General features: G+C 66.9%; 3 protein-coding genes. 1 reads left to right on the top strand and 2 read right to left on the bottom strand.

Annotation, left to right across the window (positions count from 1 at the left end):
• The first annotated feature begins 99 nt into the window (after nt 1-99).
• Nucleotides 100-14841: an autotransporter-associated beta strand repeat-containing protein gene (locus WFP78_RS18630; RefSeq protein WP_039578508.1), complete on the top strand. Its 14742-nt coding sequence runs from the start codon at nt 100-102 to the stop codon at nt 14839-14841.
• Between the two features lie 144 nt (nt 14842-14985).
• On the opposite strand, the gene WFP78_RS18635 is transcribed toward WFP78_RS18630, so the two are convergent.
• Together WFP78_RS18635 and traA are read right to left on the bottom strand one after the other, a co-directional pair.
• The gene (locus tag WFP78_RS18635; protein WP_039578512.1) at nt 14986-15696 is read right to left on the bottom strand and encodes a DUF6118 family protein; all 711 of its coding nucleotides are present in this window, start codon (nt 15694-15696) and stop codon (nt 14986-14988) included.
• A 15-nt stretch (nt 15697-15711) separates the two neighbouring features.
• A complete protein-coding gene (gene traA, locus WFP78_RS18640) occupies nt 15712-18732 on the bottom strand; it encodes a Ti-type conjugative transfer relaxase TraA (RefSeq protein WP_039578516.1) in 3021 nt (1006 codons plus the stop codon).
• Nucleotides 18733-18750 lie beyond the last annotated feature (18 nt).

The raw sequence follows: 18750 nt of genomic DNA on the forward strand, positions 1-18750 counted from the left end.
CCTGACCTTGGTCCCGATCGTCAAAATTCTCGTGGTGTGCCGTCCTGATCGGGCGGCGCTCCGTCGTGTCTGAAATCCAACAATAACAACGAGGGGTCGATGAGCAACAGCAACAATAAGGCGCGCCGCGCGAGCGGAGCCAGTGCCTTCTCGCGTCGTCTGCTTTGCGGCGCCTCGCTGGCGGCGCTGATCGCCCTCGGCGCACCGTCGATCGCCCGAGCGCAGGACCAGGATCGTTACTGGGACGCCAACGGGACCAATCCCGGCAGCGGCGGCAACGGCACCTGGGACACCAGCTCGCCGGTCTGGAGCCAGGCAAATAGCGATGTGCTCGGTCCCTATCAAACGTGGGACAATGCCGCGCTGGACAATGCCATTTTCGGCATCACCGCGACCGGCACAACGACGACAGCAGGCTCGGTCACCCTCACCGCGCCGATCACCGTCCACAACATGACGTTTCAGACCGTCAACGGCTGGGTGCTGGGCGGCAGCACGCTGACACTTGCCGGCACTGCCCCCACGCTGACGATCAACGGCGACACCACCATCAATTCGATTCTTGCCGGAACGGCGGGCCTGACCAAGCTTGGATCGCGGACCTTGACGCTGACCGGCGCCAACACATTCAGCGGCGGGATCACTCTCGGCGGCGGCGCGCTGCGGGCCTCGACCGACGCCTCACTCGGTGCGCTCAGCAATAACATCGCGGTGACGGCCAGTTCAACCTTGCAGATCAATTCCGACGCGACGGCACGCACCGTTAACATCGGCACCGGGGCGACGCTGACGCTGATGGGAAGCGGTGTCGGGTCGGCTCTGCTCACTGGCGCTGGCGGCATTTCCGTTGGAACGACGGGTCCCGTCCGTCTGACCAACGACGCCAGCACTTATACCGGATCGACGCGATTCAACGGCTGTAACGGGGTGTGCTCCACCTATTTCTCGTCGATCGGCAATCTCGGCGAGGCAAGTTCGCTGGGCGCGCCGACGGACGCGATTTCGGGTACCATCCTGTTCGCCCAAACCAGCCAATATTCCGACAGTGTCATCTATACCGGCGACGGCGACAGTTCCAACCGCAACTGGACCCTTCAGGGGAGCACGGCGATCATCCGCAACCAGGGTTCGGGAACCCTGACGATCACCGGCAACGTCACCACCAATGGTGGCGCCAACTACAGCGCCGAAAGCGCGGACTTCCAGTTGCTGGGGACGCTGAGCGGCGCCAACTACAGCTTCGGCGGCCTGGCTGGCCGGACGATCACGCTGGGCGGCGCCAACGACTATACCGGCAGCAGCTCGATCGGTGCGATCACGGTCAAGGCGCCGGTGCTGGCGGATGCCGGGGTCGTCAGTTCGCTGGGCGCGGGCACCAGCGCTATCGCGCTCTCCAGCAACGGCGCGCTGAGCTATACCGGCGCCGGCGCGAGCAGCAACCGTTCCTGGGTCATTGCCAACACTTCGGGCACCATTTCCAACGATGGCACCGGCGCCCTGAACCTGAGCGGTGCTGTCGCGCTGGGCACCGCCGCCACCGACAACTTCACGCTGGGCGGCAGCTTTGCCGGCACGAACACCCTGTCGGGCGTCATTTCGGGCACCGGCAATATTGTCAGCAGCGGCAGTGGCACCTGGATATTGGGCGGCGCCAACAGCTTCAGCGGCAATGTGGTCGTCAATAGCGGCACGTTGCAGGCCGGGAGTGCCACCGCATTCGGCGCCACCAAGAGCGTGACCGTCAATGGCGGCATCCTGGACCTGAACGATTTCAGCTTCTGGACGCCGACCTTGAATGGCACCGGCGGCAGTATCGCGCTGGGCGCGAGCGGGACACTGACCGTCAACGGCACGGTGGCCAGCAGCTATGCCGGCACGATCACCGGCGGCGGCGGGCTGTTGAAGATGGGCAACGGCACGCTGACGCTGACCGGCGCCAGCAGCTACACCGGTGCAACGACCATTGTCGGCGGCGCTCTGGCGCTCGATTTCTCCGGCGTGGGCGGTCCGGCGAGTAACATCCTTTCCAGCGCATCGACGCTCAACTTGTCGGGCGGCACGTTGCGCGCGATCGGCGCGGCCGGGGAAGCGAACAGCCAGAGCCTCAGCGCCATCAATGTCATGGCGGGCAGCAACACCCTGCGCGCGGACTCGGGTGCGGGTGGCAGCCTCTCGCTCAATCTCGGCGCGATCAACCGTAGCGGCGGCCTCGTCAATTTCATCGTGCCGACCAGCGGCGCGATCACGACAAGCCATGCCGACGGCCTGCTTGGCGGATGGGCCACGGTCAATAGCTCGGACTATGCGAAGGTTCTGGGTGGCACCATCACGGCGTTCGCCGAAAGCGACTATGCCTCCAAGGACGATGCGGCCACCTGGATCGATGGCGATATCGTCACGGATACCGAGGGCGCTGCCGATACGCCGTTCTTCGGCACGGTGACCACCGGCCGGCAACTGGGCGGCCTGCGCTACACCGCGGCGGCGGACTCGACGGTGACCATCGCTGCGGGGCAGACGCTCGGCATCGACGGTACGATCATCGCCGCCCCTTCGGTCGGCAATTTCAACCAGACGATCACCGGCGGCTCGCTGACCGGCGGCGCCGGCGGCGGCACCTTGGGCGTGCAGCAGAACGGTGGCGGCATCTTCACCATCGCCTCGACCATCATCGACAACGGTGGCGCGACCGGCTTCGTGAAGGGCGGCAGCGGCGCGGTTCGGCTGGCCGGCGCCAACGGCTATACCGGCGGCACGACGCTGAGCGGCGGCCGGCTGGAAGTGAACAGCCTTGCCAATGGCGGCGTCGCCAGCAGCATCGGCGCGTCCTCCGGCGCGTCGTCCAACCTCGTGCTGGAAGGCGGCACGCTCGCTTATGTCGGCGGGACGGATGTCGTGTCGGATCGCGGCTTCACGCTGGTCAATGGCGGCGCCGGCGCGCCCACCATCGAAGTCAATACAGGGCGGAGCGTCGAATTCTCCGGGCAGGTGACAAGCCCCGATGACGCCGGGCTTACCAAGACCGGCTGGGGCACGCTTGTCCTTTCCAATCCCAACAACGACTATGTCGGCGTGACGACGATCAGCGGCTCGGGCGCCGGCGGCGCCAGCACGCTGTCCGTCGGCACACTGGCCAATGGCGGCGGTGCGAGTGGTATCGGCGCCGCCGGCGCGGACTCCGCCAACCTCATTCTCGATGCCGGCGGGCGCCTCCAATATACGGGCGGCAATGTCGCCATCGATCGCGGCTTCAGCCTGACCAACGGCGGCGGCCGCATCGATGTCAGCCAGGCGACGACCACGCTGACCGTCAGCGGCGCCGCGATCGGCACCGGCCAGTTCATCAAGGATGGTGACGGCACGCTGATCCTGTCCGGCACCAACAGCTATACCGGCGGCACGCATCTGACCGCGGGCACGCTCCGCGCCGGCTCCACCCAGGCTTTCGGAGGCAATGCGGCAGGCACGGGCGCGGGCGCGATGACCGTCGACGCCGGTGCGACCCTGGATCTTGCCGGCAAGAGCAATTTCGTGGGCGGCCTCAATGGCGGCGGGAACGTGCTGCTGGGCGCGGCCACGCTCAACATCAACAGCAGCGGCACCTTCACGGGCACGATCAGCGGCAGCGGCGGCATTGGCGTGACACGCTTCACCCAGGTCATGACCGGCTGCAACAACAGCTATACCGGTGTGACCACCGTCGTTTCCGGGCTGAGCACCGATTGCTTGGCCAATGGCGGGCAGGTGAGCGGCATCGGGGCTGCCAGCGCCGCCCCGACCAGTCTTGTCCTGAATGGCGGCTCGCTGAACTATACCGGCGCCTCCGTCAGCATCGATCGGGGCTTCGCCACCACATCCGGGCAGATCAACGTCACCAATGCGGCGACGACGCTGACACTGACCGGCACCACGACGGGCGGTTCGTTCACCAAGGAAGGCGCGGGCACGCTCGTGCTGTCGGGCACCACCACCCGCAACAGTACAACCCAGGTCAACAACGGGATTCTGCGCGCCGGAACGATCAATGCGTTCGGCACCGGCGGCGCCAGCTTCGCCAACGCTGCGGGCGCGGTGCTCGATCTCAATGGGTTCGACACGACCATTGGCTTCCTGAACGGCGGCGGCGCGGCCGGCGGCAATGTCACGCTGGGCGGTGCGACCCTGACGGTCGGCGCCAGCAACGGCAATTACGCCGGCGCAATCAGCGGCACCGGCAATCTCATCAAGACCAGCGGAGGTAACCAGACGCTGGCGAACTGCGCCAACAGCTATGACGGCATCACGACCGTGGCGGGCGGCGTGCTGGGCGTGAACTGCCTGACCGCCGGCGGCGTCAACAGCTCGATCGGTACCTCGAGCAGCGATGCGGGCAATCTGGTCATCAACGGCGGCACGCTGCGCTATCTGGGGACGGGCGACAGCACCGACCGGCAGTTCACGCTCGGTACGGGCGGCGGCAGGATCGATGCGTCGGGCACGGGCACCCTAGCCTTCACCAGCACCGCGGCCGTCACGCTCGCGGGCGCCGGCAATCGCACGCTGACGCTGGGCGGCACCAACACCGGCGACAACATCCTGGCGGCGCAGGTCACCAATCCCGGCACGGGCACGACCTCGCTGACCAAGACCGATGCCGGCACCTGGCGGCTGACCAACCAGGCCAGCAACTATACCGGCGTGACGACGATTAGCGGCGGCGTGCTGAGCGTCGATAAGCTCTCCGATGGCGGCGTCGCCAGCAGCATCGGCATGTCCTCCAACGCTGCCGCGAACCTGGTGATCGGATCGGGCGGCACGCTGCGCTATACCGGCACGGGCGATACGACCGACCGGCAGTTCACGCTGGGCGTGGGCACGACCGCGATCGAGTCCTCGGGCAGCGGCGCGGTGGTGTTCAACAATACCGGCGCGGTGTCCTATTCCGGAAACGGCGCGCGCGTGGTGTCGCTGGGCGGCACCAACGCCGGCGACAACGTCATGGGGGCCAGCATCGGCAACCAGAATGCCACGGTGCTGACCTCGCTTGCCAAGAACGATGCGGGGCTCTGGATCCTGACAGGCGACAACAGCTATACCGGCGTCACCAACATCAACGCTGGTACGTTGATCCTGGGCAATGGCGGCACCACCGGGTCGATCGTCAGCGGTACGGTCAATGATTTCGGTGTGCTGGGCTTCAACCGGTCCGACAGCTACACCTATGCCGGCGTCATCCAGGGCACCGGCGCCGTCAGCCAGTCCGGCGCGGGCACGACCATCCTGACCGGCGACAGCAGTTATACGGGCGGCACGACGATCACGGCCGGCACGCTCCAGCTCGGCAATGGCGGCACCACCGGCTCGATCGTCGGCGATGTGGCGAATAACGGCGCGTTCGTGTTCAACCGGTCGAACGACCTGACCTTTGCAGGCGTGATCTCGGGCACGGGCGTGGTCCGGCAGGACGGGACCGGCACGACCATCCTGTCCGGCACGAATAGCTATGCCGGCGGCACCATCATCAATGCCGGCACAATCCAGGTCTCGGCCGACGCCAATCTCGGCGCGGCCAGCGGCGGCCTGACCTTCAACGGCGCGACGCTGCGCAGCACGGCGAATATTGCCAGTAGCCGCAATGCGTCCCTCGTCGACGATGGCACGATCCTGACCGACGCCGGCACCAGCTTCGACCTGAGCGGCGTCGTGTCCGGCGCCGGCGGGCTGACCAAGGCGGGGGCGGGCACGCTGACCCTGACGGCGGCCGACACCTATACGGGCGGCACCACGATCACGGCCGGCACGCTCCAGATCGGTAACGGCGGCACGACCGGCTCGATCGTCGGCAATGTCGCGAATGCCGGCGCGCTGGTGTTCAACAGGTCTGACGAGATCGGCTTCGCCGGCGTCATTTCCGGCAGCGGCTCGGTGACCCAGGCGGGCACCGGCACGACCATCCTGACCGGCGCCAACAACTATCTGGGCGCAACCAACGTCAATGCGGGGACGCTGCGGATCAATGGCGATCAGTCGGCCGCGACCGGCCTGGTCACGGTCGCGAACGGCGCGACCCTGGGTGGTTCGGGGATCATCGGCGGCAGCGTCCTCGTCCAGAATGGCGGCACGCTGGCGCCGGGCAACAGCCCCGGCACGCTGACCATCGACAGCAACCTGACGCTGTCGGCGGGATCGGTCCTGAACTTCGAGTTCGGCGAGGCCAATGTCGCGGGCGGAGCGCTCAACGACCTCATCAATGTCGGCGGCAATCTGGTGCTGGACGGCACCATCAATGTCAGCGTGCCCACCGGCGGCACGTTCGGCGCCGGCATCTACCGCGTGTTCAACTATGGCGGCACGCTGACCGATAACGGGCTCGATCTCGGGACCATGCCCGGCGGCAGCCTCGTCGCCGTGCAGACCTCGGTCGCGGGGCAGGTCAACCTGGTGAACTCGGCGGGGCTCTCGCTCAGCTTCTGGGATGGCGATGCCGGTCCCAAGGTGAACAGCGTGGTCGACGGCGGCAACGGCACCTGGCACCTGGGCGGCACCGACAATAACTGGACCGACATGGCCGGCGGCACCAACGCCGCCTATGCCGACGGGACCATGGCGATCTTCGCCGGCGCGGCCGGCACGGTCGCGGTGGACAATGGCGGCGGTGCGGTGACGGCCTCCGGCCTGCAGTTCGCCACGAGTGGCTATCTCGTCCAGGGCGATCCGCTGACGCTGGTGGGGCCGAGCGCGGCGATCCGCGTGGGCGACGGCACGGCGGCGAGCGCGGGCTACACCGCCACCATCGCCTCCGAACTGACCGGCACCAGCGCGCTCGACAAGACCGATCTCGGCAAGCTCATCCTGACCGGCACGAACAGCTATGCGGGTGGCACGACGATCTCGGACGGCACGCTGCAAATCGGCAACGGCGGCACGAGCGGCTCGATCCCGGGCGACGTCGTCGATAACGGGACGCTGGCGTTCAACCGCTCGAACGATGTGACCTTCGCCGGCCTCGTCTCCGGCACTGGCGCGCTCGTGAAGCAGGGCGCCGGCGTCCTTACCCTCACGGGCGCCAACAGCTATGCGGGCGGCACGACGATCGATGCCGGCACGCTGCGTATCTCCAGCGACGCCAATCTCGGCGCCGCCACCGGCGGCCTGACCTTCAACGGCGGCACGCTGAACACCACGGCCGACATCACCAGCAGCCGCGATGTGGTGCTGGTGGGTGCCGGCACGATCCAGACCGGTGCGACCACGACCTTCACGCTGGGCGGCACGATCTCCGGCACGGGCAGTCTCGCCAAGACCGATCTGGGCACGCTGATCCTGACCGGGGACAACAGCTATACGGGCGGGACGACGATCACCTCGGGCAGGCTGCAACTCGGTAATGGCGGCACGACCGGCTCGATCGCCGGTAACGTGACGAACAACGCCACGCTGATCTTCAATCGCTCGAACGCCATGACGCTGGCCGGTGCGATCACGGGCGCAGGCGCCCTCGAGCAGGCCGGCTCCGGCACCACGACCCTGACCGGCACGAGCGGCTATACCGGCCAGACCCGCGTCAATAACGGCGAATTGCTTGTCGAGGGCAGCGGCAAGATCACCGGCACCACCAACTTCCGCGTTGCCGATGTTGCGGGGCAATCGGCGACGATGACGGTGACCGGCCCGGACGCGCAGGTCGTCTCCACAGGCAACAGCTCCGTCGGCAGCAGTGGCACCGGCATTCTGAACATCGAGAATGGTGGACGCGTCGCCAGCGCTGCCATTGGGATCGGCAATAGTGTAAACGGCAACGGAACGGTCAACGTCCGCGGTGTGGGCTCCAGCCTCGGCACCACCGATACCGCACAAGTGTTGGTAATCGGCGTTGCCGGGACGGGCGCGCTCAACGTCCTTGACGGCGGCACAGTCCAGGCGGCGAGTTCGGCGCGGATCGGTGCCTTGGGTTCGGCTCAGGGCGCCGTGACCGTCTCGGGGGCCGGATCGCGGTTCGAAACGGCGACCGGACTCACGCTCGCAAACACGGCTTCAACGACGGGCGTGCTGACTGTCGCGAATGGCGGCGCGGCCGTGGTCGGCAGCGGCACGCTGACGATGGGACCGGGCAATGCGGCGCTCAACATCGGCGGTGCGGAAGGGGCCGCCGCGACGGGGGCGGGCACGTTGACTGCCGCCAATGTCGTCACGAGCGCGAACGGCCGCGTCAACTTCAACCACACCGACGCCGGCTATACCTTCGCGTCGCTGATCTCGGGCACCGGCAAGGTGGACCAGAACGGTCCAGGCACCACGATCCTGACCGGCACGAACAGCTATACCGGCGGCACGACGATCAACGCCGGCACGCTGCAGATTTCGGCTGATACCAATCTGGGCGATGCCGCAGGCGGGATCACCTTCACCGGCGGCACGCTGCGCACCACGGCCGATATCACCAGCGCGCGCACTGTGGCGCTAGCGGGCGCCGGCACGGTGTTTACCGATGCGGGTACGACCTTCGAGCTTGACGGCACGATCTCGGGCGTGGGGGCGCTCACCAAGGCGGGTAACGGCACGTTCCTGCTGACGGCGGACAACAGTTATGCGGGTGGTACGACGATCTCGGGCGGCACGTTGCAGCTCGGCGATGGCGGCACGAGTGGTTCGATCCTGGGCAATGTTGCGAACAACGGCACGCTGGTGTTCGACCGTTCCGACACGCTCAACCTTGCGGGGGTCATTTCCGACACCGGCGCGGTCGTCCAGGCCGGCACCGGCACCACGATCCTGACCGGCACGAACAGCTATGCCGGCGGCACGACGATCAGCGCGGGAACGCTTCAGCTTGGTGACGGCGGCACCAGCGGTTCGATCCTGGGCGATGTGACCGATAACGCCACGCTGGCGTTCAACCGTTCCGACGACCTGACCTTTGCCAACCTCGTCTCCGGCACGGGGGCGCTGGTGAAGCAGGGCAGCGGCGCTCTCACCCTCACGGGCGCCAACAGCTACCTGGGCACGACGAGTGTCGATGCCGGAACGCTGCTGATCAATGGCGACCAGTCGACAGCGACCGGCGCTACCACCGTGAACAGCGGTGCGATGTTGGGCGGCGCGGGGATCATCGGCGGCAACGTCACCGTTGCGAGCGGCGCCAGCCTCAACCCCGGCCTTGCCGATGCGACGCCGGGCGTGCTCGCGATCAACGGCAATCTGTCGCTCGCGGGCGGCGCCACGCTCAACTATGATTTCGGCCAGGCGAATACCGTCGGCGGCGCACTCAACGATCTGATCACCGTGGGCGGCAACCTCACGCTGGGCGGCACCATCAACGTCAACGCGAGTGCCGGGGGTAGCTTCGGCCCCGGCATCTATCGCGTCATCAACTACACCGGCGCATTGACCAACAATAGTCTCGCCATCGGCACCATTCCTCCGGGTACCAATTTCTACGTGCAGACCTCGGTCGCCAATCAGGTGAACCTGATCAACACCGATGGCCTGGCGCTGCGCTTCTGGGACGGCGTCGCGGGCGGCCGCAACGACGGCATCATCACCGGCGGCAACGGCATCTGGCAGGGCACCGGCGGCAACGACAACTGGACGCTGGATGACGGTTCGATCAACGCGCCGTTCCTCGATAGCGCGTTCGCGGTCTTCCAGGGCATGAGCGGCCTTGTCACGGTCGATGGCACCCAAGGGCCGATCAATGTCGCAGGCATGCAGTTCGCGACCGGCGGCTACGACATCGTCGGCGACGCCATCAATCTTACGGGCACACAGGCGATCATCCGCATCGGCGACGGCACGGCGGCGAGTGCCGGCTATGTCGCGACCATCGGCGCGGCGCTGACGGGTGGCGCGCAGCTGGTCAAGACCGACGCTGGCACGCTGATCTTGGGCGGCACCAACAGCTATACCGGCGGCACGACGATCGACGGCGGCACGCTGCAGATCTCGAGCGACGCCAATCTGGGCGACGCGGCCGGCGGCCTTAGCTTCAACGATGGCACGCTGCACACCACCGCCGATCTCGCTGGCACCCGCGCAGTGACGCTGAACGGCACCGGGACGATCATCAGCGACGCGGGTACGACCGCGACGCTGGGAGGGGCAATTTCCGGCGGCGGGACCCTCGTCAAGGCTGGCAGCGGCACACTGATCCTGGGCGGCGCCAGCACCTATACCGGCGGCACGACGGTCGTCGGCGGAACGGTGCAGGTGTCGAGCGACTCCAATCTGGGCGATGTGTCGGGGGTGCTGTCGCTCCAGGGCGGCACGTTGCAGGCGGGTGCCGCGTTCACCTCCGCCCGCAACATTCTCGTGGGCAGCCCGACTTCCAACAGCATTGATACCCAGACGTTCGATGTCACGCTGAGCGGAACAATCGGCGATGGACCCGGCAATGCCGCCGGCGACTTCCTCAACAAGCTGGGTTCCGGCACGCTGACGCTGACGGGCGCCAACACCTATGGCAACCGCACGATCATCGCCGGGGGCACATTGGCGCTGGCGGGCGTCGGCACGATTGGCGCTGCCAACCTGGTGATCGGCTCGGGCACGGTCTTCGATATTTCCCAGACCGACACCGGCGCGAGAGTCATCCAGTTGAACGGCGCCGCCGACGGCAGCATTGCCCTTGGTTCCAAGACGCTGACGCTCGGCTTCGGCAATTCCTTCACCGACTGGACGGGCACGATCACCGATGGCGGGATCGGCGGCGGCACGGGCGGCCGCGTCGTCATCTCGGCGCCGGGCGGCGCTGTCCGCTATTTCAACGCGACCAGCTATACCGGCGGCACCACCGTCGCGGCCGGCAGCTTCGAGCTGGTGGGCAATGGCGCGCTCTATTCGGGCGGCGCGGTGGCGGTGAATGGCGGCGCGCTGTTCAACATCACCGGCCTGACTGGCGCTGGCACGACGATCGGCGACCTGAGCGGCAGCGGCGCGGTGGCGCTCGGCGACAAGTCACTCGCGCTCGGCACCGGCAACAGCACGACCTTCTCCGGCGTGATTGCCGGCAATGACGGGTCGATCGTCAAGAACGGCACCGGCACGTTCACGCTTTCCGGTGCCAACAGCTATACCGGCACGACCACCGTCAAAGCCGGCACGCTGCTGGTCAACGGCAACCAGTCGGCGGCGACGGGCCTGACGAGTGTGCTGAACAGCGCGACGCTGGGCGGCTCGGGCACGCTCGGCGGCAACGTGACGATTGCCGACGGCGGCACGCTGGCGCCCGGCAACGGCCGGGGCACGCTGACGGTCAACGGCAATCTGGCGCTGGCGGCGGGGTCGACGCTGAACTTCGAGTTCGGCCAGGCGAACACCGTAGGCGGTGCGCTCAACGATCTGGTGAATGTCGGCGGCAACCTGGCGCTCGACGGCACGCTCAATGTCAGCGTATCGACTGGCGGCTCCTTTGGCGCCGGCATCTACCGCGTGTTCAACTATGATGGCGCCCTGACCGACAATGGGCTGACGCTCGGCACCCTGCCGGCGGGCAATGTCGTCACAGTCCAGACATCGGTCGCGGGTCAGGTCAATCTGGTGAACAGCGGCGACCTGACGCTGAACTTCTGGGACGGCGATGCCGGGCCGAAGTTCAACGCCAGCGTCGATGGCGGCAACGGCATCTGGCAGGCCATAGCGGGCGGCGACAACTGGACGGATGCGGACGGCGTGGTCAACGCCGCCTATGCGAACGGCAGCTTTGCCGTCTTCATGGGGGCGCCCGGCACGGTCGCGGTGGACAATGGCGCAGGCACTGTCAGCGCCTCGGGCATGCAGTTCGCGACCAGCGGCTATCTTATCCAGGGCGACCCGTTGACGCTCGTCGGCGCCAGCGCCGACATCCGGGTCGGCGACGGCACGACGACGGGCGCGGGCTATGTCGCGACGATCGCGTCGGTCCTGACCGGCACGGCGGCGCTCAACAAGACCGATCTCGGCACGCTGATCCTGACGGGCACCAACGGTTATACCGGGGGCACGACCGTCTCGGGCGGCACGTTGCAGCTCGGCAATGGCGGCGCGACGGGCATGATCCAGGGCGATGTGGTCGATAATGGCACGCTTGCCTTCAACCGATCGGACGATGTCGCCTTCGCCAGCCTGATCGCCGGCACCGGCGCGCTGAACCAGAACGGTCCGGGCGCGCTGACTCTGACCGGTGCGAACAGCTATGCGGGGCCGACGATCGTCAACGCCGGCACGCTGTTCGTGAATGGCGACCAGTCGGCGGCGAAGGGCCTGACGACGGTCAATGGCGGCGCCACGCTGGGCGGTATCGGCATGATCGGCGGCAACGTGACGGTGGCCGATGGCGGCGTGCTGAATCCGGGCGGCATCGATGGCCTGCCGGGCACGCTGACGATCAAGGGCGGCCTGTCGCTGGCGGCGGGATCGACGATCAATGTCGCGTTCGGCCAGGCCGGCACGGTCGGCGGTCCGCTCAACGATCTGGTCGATGTCGGCGGTAATCTGACGCTCGATGGTATGCTGAACGTCGGCGTGCCGACTGGCGGCGCGTTCGATCCGGGCATCTACCGTGTGTTCAACTATGGCGGCACGCTCACCGACAACGGCTTGGCCCTTGGCACCCTGCCGGCGGGGAACGCGGTCACGGTCCAAACTTCGGTCGCGGGCCAGGTCAATCTGGTGAACAGCGGCAACCTGACGCTCAACTTCTGGGATGGAGATGCCGGGCCGAAGTTCAATGCCACCGTGGACGGCGGTAACGGCATCTGGCACGTCGCAGCCACCGGCGACAACTGGACGGATGCGAACGGCGCCGTCAATGCCGCCTATGCGAATGGCGCTTTCGCGGTGTTTGCCGGCCAGCCGGGCACTGTCACGATCGACAACAGCCAGGGCGATGTCAGCGCGGCCGGACTGCAATTCGCGGTCGATGGTTACACCATCCAGGGCGACACGCTGGCGCTCGTCGGGCCGCAATCGACCATCCGCGTCGGCGACGGTACGGCGGCCGGCAGCGCCTATACCGCCACGATCAATGCGGCGCTGACGGGTGCGACGCAACTGGTGAAGACAGATGCCGGCACCCTGAAGCTGGGCGGCATCAACAGCTACACCGGCGGCACGGCGATCAACGGCGGCACGATTGCCGTTTCGGCGGACGCCAATCTGGGCGATGCCGCGGGCGGCATCAGCGTCGACGGTGGCACGCTCAAGACCACGGCCAGCTTCACCAGCAATCGCGATTTCACGCTTGCCGGTGACGGCACGATCCTGACCGGTCAGGATACGACCTTCACGCTGGGCGGCATTCTGTCGGGTCCCGGCATCCTGACCAAGGACGGCGCTGGCACGCTGGCTGTCACCGGCGACAATAGCGGCTATGTCGCTGAGACCCGTGTCGCGCTCGGCACGCTGGCGGTCGATGGCGCGCTGGGCGGCAATGTCGATGTTACAGCGGCGGCGCGGTTGGAGGGTGTCGGCCGGGTCGGCGGCATCAGCAACGGCGGCGTGGTGGCGCCGGGCCGGGGCGGGTTCGGTACGCTGACCGTCACCGGCAACTATGTCGGCAATGGCGGCACACTGGAGATCGAGACCGCGCTGGGCGACGACGCCTCGCCGACCGACCGGTTGGTGGTGAATGGCGCGACCTCGGGCACAACCGGTGTCACAATCATCAACCGCAACGGCCTGGGTGCCCAGACGGTGGAGGGCATCAAGATCATCGACATCGCGGGCGCATCCAACGGCACTTTCACGCTGAACGGCGACTATCAGTTCCAAGGCGCGCCAGCGGTGGTGGCGGGTGCCTATGCCTATCGCCTCTACAAGAACGGCGTCACCGACCCCAATGACGGTGACTGGTATCTGCGTTCGGCGCTGACCAACCCGACGACGACCCCGATCGATCCCGACCAGCCGGTCGTGCCGCCGCCGCCGCTCTATCAGCCGGGCGTGCCGGTCTATGAAGGCTATGCGCAGACGCTGCTGGCGCTGACCGGCCTGCCGACGTTGCAGGAGCGCGTAGGCAACCGTTCCTGGGCCGGCACGCCGACCCAGGCTGGCACGGGCATCTGGGGCCGGATGGAGGGCGCGCGCCAGCGCCCGCAGCCGGTCTTCTCGACCAGCCATACCGACAAGAACATCGACAGCTGGCAGATGCAGATCGGCGTCGACCACGCCTTCGCCCAGCGGAGCGACGGCGCGGCGCTGATCGGCGGCCTCACGGCGCAATATGGCAAGGCCAATACCTCCGTCACCTCGCTGTTCGGCAATGGCGCGATCGGTGCCAAGGGCTATGGCGTCGGCGCGACGCTGACCTGGTATGGTCCCGACGGCTTCTATGCCGACGGCCAGGCGCAGGTCTCCTGGTTCACGAGCGACCTCAAGTCGAACGTGCTCGGCACGCTCGCCAGCGGCAATGACGGCATGGGCGAGGTATTCAGCCTGGAAGTGGGCAAGCGCGCGCCGATCGGCGGCAAGCTGAGCGTGACGCCGCAGATCCAGATGGCCTATGCCCATGTCAGCTTCGATCGCTTCACCGATCCCATGGGGGCGGTGGTGTCGGCGGACCAGGGCCGCAGCTTGAAAACGCGCTGGGGCCTGTCGATCGATCATCAGAACAGCTGGAGCACCGGCTCGGGCGGCAACCGCAGCAGCCATGCCTATGCGATTGTGAACCTCAACTATGAATGGCTACCCGACAGCGGCGTCAAGGTGTCCGGCACCCCCATCGTCAACCGCGAGCGGGCCCTGTGGGGCGAGTTGGGGCTGGGCGGCAGCTATAGCTGGAACGACCGGATCACGCTCTATGCCCAGGCGGCGGCCGATACGGCGGTTGCCGATTTCGGTAACGGATATAGCGTGAAGGGGACGGCTGGGATCAGAATACGATTCTAGGCGGATCGGGCGCGCTGTCGCGGTCTATGCACATCTTGCCAGTCCGACTGCGTGCTAGCGAAGCTGACCGGCCACGCGCTCCCAAAATAGCGTAGTACCTTCCGGTCGGATTCTCGAGGAGAACCCCATGATCTCGTCACCATCCTATCGTCCCACCTTGATCGTGCATCGTACCGGTTGTGCGGCCTTGGCCACTGCCTGTTCACAGGCAGCGATGGCGTCACGATTGTCATGCAGCATCTTGGCGGCGGTAGTGATCGCTGTCCACGCATCGGGATCGCTTGCGCGCATCATCCGGGTTCCCGCATCCCAAAGCGTCGGCTCGCCGATGATGTGAGCCGCCATGCTCTCCGGCATATGCCAGCTTGTCGGTAAGGCACGCAGGACGACGCCGGGGAGGATCGACCACAGCAGGCATCCGGCCGCTAGTCCGCCGCCGCCTGCCCATATCAGGCACCTGCGCTGCTCGCCTGTCACACGGACGGCCTCGACGAATCCGTGGATGATCCGCGCCGCCTCCTGATGCCCCTCCCGCGCTTCCCGGAGCGTCGCCTTGTCGGCCGCGCGGGATTTCTCGGCGGCCGCATCCATCCGCGCCGCCAGCCCTTCTGGGGTCAACTGCATGGCCGGCTTCTCGGCAATGACCGCCAGTCCTTGCGCGACGGCGGCGAGGCGCGTGTTCATCTGGCCGAGCGTCGCGCTGTAGTCGGGAATGTCGATGCTCGCGCGCTCCGCCGCCAGATGCTCGACCGCGTGCGCCATCATCGCGATCCGGCGGTCCAGCCGCGCGAACGCCTGCCCGGCGGATTCCTTCTGTAGCTCGGGTTTATTCAACAGCGATTGCTCGTCATCCATGTCTCATGCTCCTTGCTAGTGGCTGATCCCCAGGCTCCGGCCATGATCGAAGGGGATGCTATCGGCGAGGTCGCGCGACAGGCTGCGGCCCATGCTTTCGCCGATCTCAAGGCCAAGCTCGCGGCTGCGCAGCCCCAGCACGGATTCAAGCTGGGCGTCGCGCTCAAGGCTTTTCGCCATGTCGGCCATGTGCTGCGCGGTGGTCTTCGCGCCTCTGAAATTGCCGTCGCGCACCAACTCGGCGTGCTGCTCACGCAATTGCTGCCATCCTTCGACAAAGCGGTCGGCGCGCTGGAGGGGGTCTATGCGGATTTCAGCTTCGGCCTGCATGGCGCGCACGGCGTCATGACTGCTCCCTTGCGCCGCTTCGCGGATTAACTCCGGCTCGCCCCGGAACGCGCTGCCCAAGTCCGTGGAGCCTTGGGGCCGGATCGCGTCCAATGCTTGCCCAGCCCGATCCAGCGCCTCGCGCTGATGGGGCATGGGGTCGATACCTTGCGCGCGGGTCTGCCGGATAGCGTCCAGCGCCTTGGCGTAGCGTTCGACCGCCCCGCGCAAGCCCCCGGCGCGGATCGGCTGCGGGTCATGCTCGCGCTGCTGCTGGCGGGCCGGGTCGCGCTCGGCCTTGGGCATAGCGCCGCTGAGGTCGAGACCGTCGAACATACCGCGCCGGGGTTCGGGCGCGGGCGCTGCCTCGCGATCCTGACCGGGCAGCGAGAGGCGCAGCCCGTCGAAGATCCCGCGCGCCTTCTCCGCCCCGGCGCGGGCAATCTCCATGACACGCTCGCCAAAGCTGATGCCGTGCCGCTCCGCGAACTGCCGCGCCGGGTCGCGGGCAGGCTCGACTTGGCGGTAGTCGCTCACCATGTCCTTCGTGCGCTCGCGGGACAGGGTGCGAACAAGGCGGGCGTCGTCCTTGAAGTCGTCGCGGCCATAGTGGAGCGCCATGCCTTCGCGGTGGCGCGTCATGCCGACATAGGAGCCGTGCCGGTCCATCCCCGGCGTGGCGAGCATATGCGAGCGGTCCACGCTCATGCCCTGCGCCTTGTGGATCGTGGCGGCATAGCCATGATCCACATGGGCATAGTCCTTCGTATCGAACGCGACGCTGCGCCCGTCATCGGTGCGGACGGTCATGCCCTGCTGATTCACGTTCTCGACGGTGCCTAACGTGCCGTTCTTCACCTCAAGGCTACGCTCGTTGCGAAGGAACATGATGCGGTCGCCTGATGCGAAGGCGCGTGCGCCGCGCTCTGTCTTTACGCGAATATCATCGCCAAGCTCGTCCGCCGCCCGCATCCGGTCGCGCGCCGCCTCGTTGAGTTCGCGCACCTCGTCATTGGTATGGGTGAGGATGATCCGCGTTTGATCGGGCGCGGCGGTGCGCTCGCGGTCCCAGCGCTCGACCAGCTCGCTGCGCGCCTGCTCCCGCGTGTCGGCGGCGTGGACCATGCCATGGTTGGCATAGGCCCGGATCGCCTCGCCGGTGCGGCCGGTGGCAAGATGCCGGGTCGCGTCCTGCTGCCAGCCCTCATTCTGGCGACGAACCTCCGTGATCTCGACGCCGCCGTGCCGTTCGTGGATCGCGCGGAACGCCGCGCCCGCCTCGATGGCCTGCAACTGCTGCGGGTCGCCTACCAGCACGACCTTTGCGCCGGCGTCGGCGGCATGGGACAGCACGCGCTCCATCTGGCGCGTGCCGACCATGCCCGCCTCGTCGATCACCAGCACATCACGCGAAGTCAGTAGGTCGCGCCCCTGCGACCAGCCATGTTCCATGCTGGCGATGGTGCGCGACGCAATGCCCGAACCGTTCTCCAACCCTTCCGCCGCGATGCCTGACAGCGCCGCCCCGCGCACCTCGAATCCGCTGCGCTCCCATGCTTCCCGCGCAACCCCAAGCATCGCGCTCTTGCCGGTTCCGGCGTAACCGACGACGACGCTAAGCCCGCGCTCGGCCGTCACATGCTCGAACGCGGCGCGCTGCTCGCCGGTCAACTCCAACCCGCGCCCGTCCGCGCTGGTCAAAGCTGCTTCGCGCGCCTTCTCGTCCACGCGGTGCCGCTCGCGCTCGGCCATCAATTCCGATGCGCGCTGCAACCTCTGTTCCGTCTCGATCATCTCGCGCGACGTGAACCGATCATCGCCGCGCCCGTCCTTGCCCAAAGCGATCAAGTCGGGCGAAGCGCGAACGGCGCTCATGACGCGGTCGAACTGCTCCTTGCCGTCCGTGTGGCGGTGCACGAACATCGCCATGTCGCGGCGGGTGAACGTCGCCTGATGGTGGGTGATGGCGTCCAGCGCGATACGCGGCTCCGCGATGATGCGTTCGCCGTTGCGCTGCGCGGTGGCGCGGTGATTCTCGATGCACTCCGACTCAAGCCCGCGTTCGCCCATGCGCTGCGCGGCGGGGCCGATCTTGTCTTGTGGCTCAAGCCCGATGCCCTGCGCTTCCAAGGATCGGTGATCTATGCGGGCATCAATATCCAGTTCGGCAAGCCGGGTGTTGACGTGATCCGCCCACCGCTCGCGCCATTGCTCGACAAGCTCGGTCCTGTTCCAGTCGCGTTCCTTCGCGCCGAAACCATCCTTGCCCACCCCGCGCATGGTGAGCATGACATGGGCATGGGGTTTGGGCTGGCCGTCCGCGCCAATGTCCCAATGCACATTCAGGTCGGCAATCATGCCGCGTTCGACAAACTCCTGACTTACGAAATCGCGGGCAAGCGCGATGCCCTGTTGCTGATTCATCTCGCGCGGAATGGAGAACTCGACCTCGCGGGCTAGCTGCGCGTCCTTGCGCTTCTCGGTCGCCTCGACCTCGTTCCAAAGCGTTTCCCGATCCGCCAAGCGTTCGGGCGCACCGTCGGGCAGCATGATTTCGCTATGCTCGACGCCCGACTTGGCGTGAAAATCATGGTCGCGGTCCAGCCGCTCGTCATGCAGGCGCTCGCCCGCCCGATAGGCGGCGGCTGCAACGGCGCTGCGCCCTTGCGCGCGACCGATGACCTGAACGGAGAAGTGGTAGATCGCCATAGCGACATACCATCTACT

This window comes from Sphingobium aquiterrae, assembly GCF_037154135.1.
In the GTDB taxonomy this organism is placed as follows: Bacteria; Pseudomonadota; Alphaproteobacteria; order Sphingomonadales; family Sphingomonadaceae; genus Sphingobium; species Sphingobium aquiterrae.

Excerpts from the sequence above, each read along its gene's own strand:
- WFP78_RS18630 (WP_039578508.1), top strand. The coding sequence starts at position 100 with ATGAGCAACAGCAACAATAAGGCGCGCCGCGCGAGCGGAGCCAGTGCC.
- WFP78_RS18635 (WP_039578512.1), bottom strand. The coding sequence starts at position 15,696 with ATGGATGACGAGCAATCGCTGTTGAATAAACCCGAGCTACAGAAGGAA.
- traA (WP_039578516.1), bottom strand. The coding sequence starts at position 18,732 with ATGGCGATCTACCACTTCTCCGTTCAGGTCATCGGTCGCGCGCAAGGG.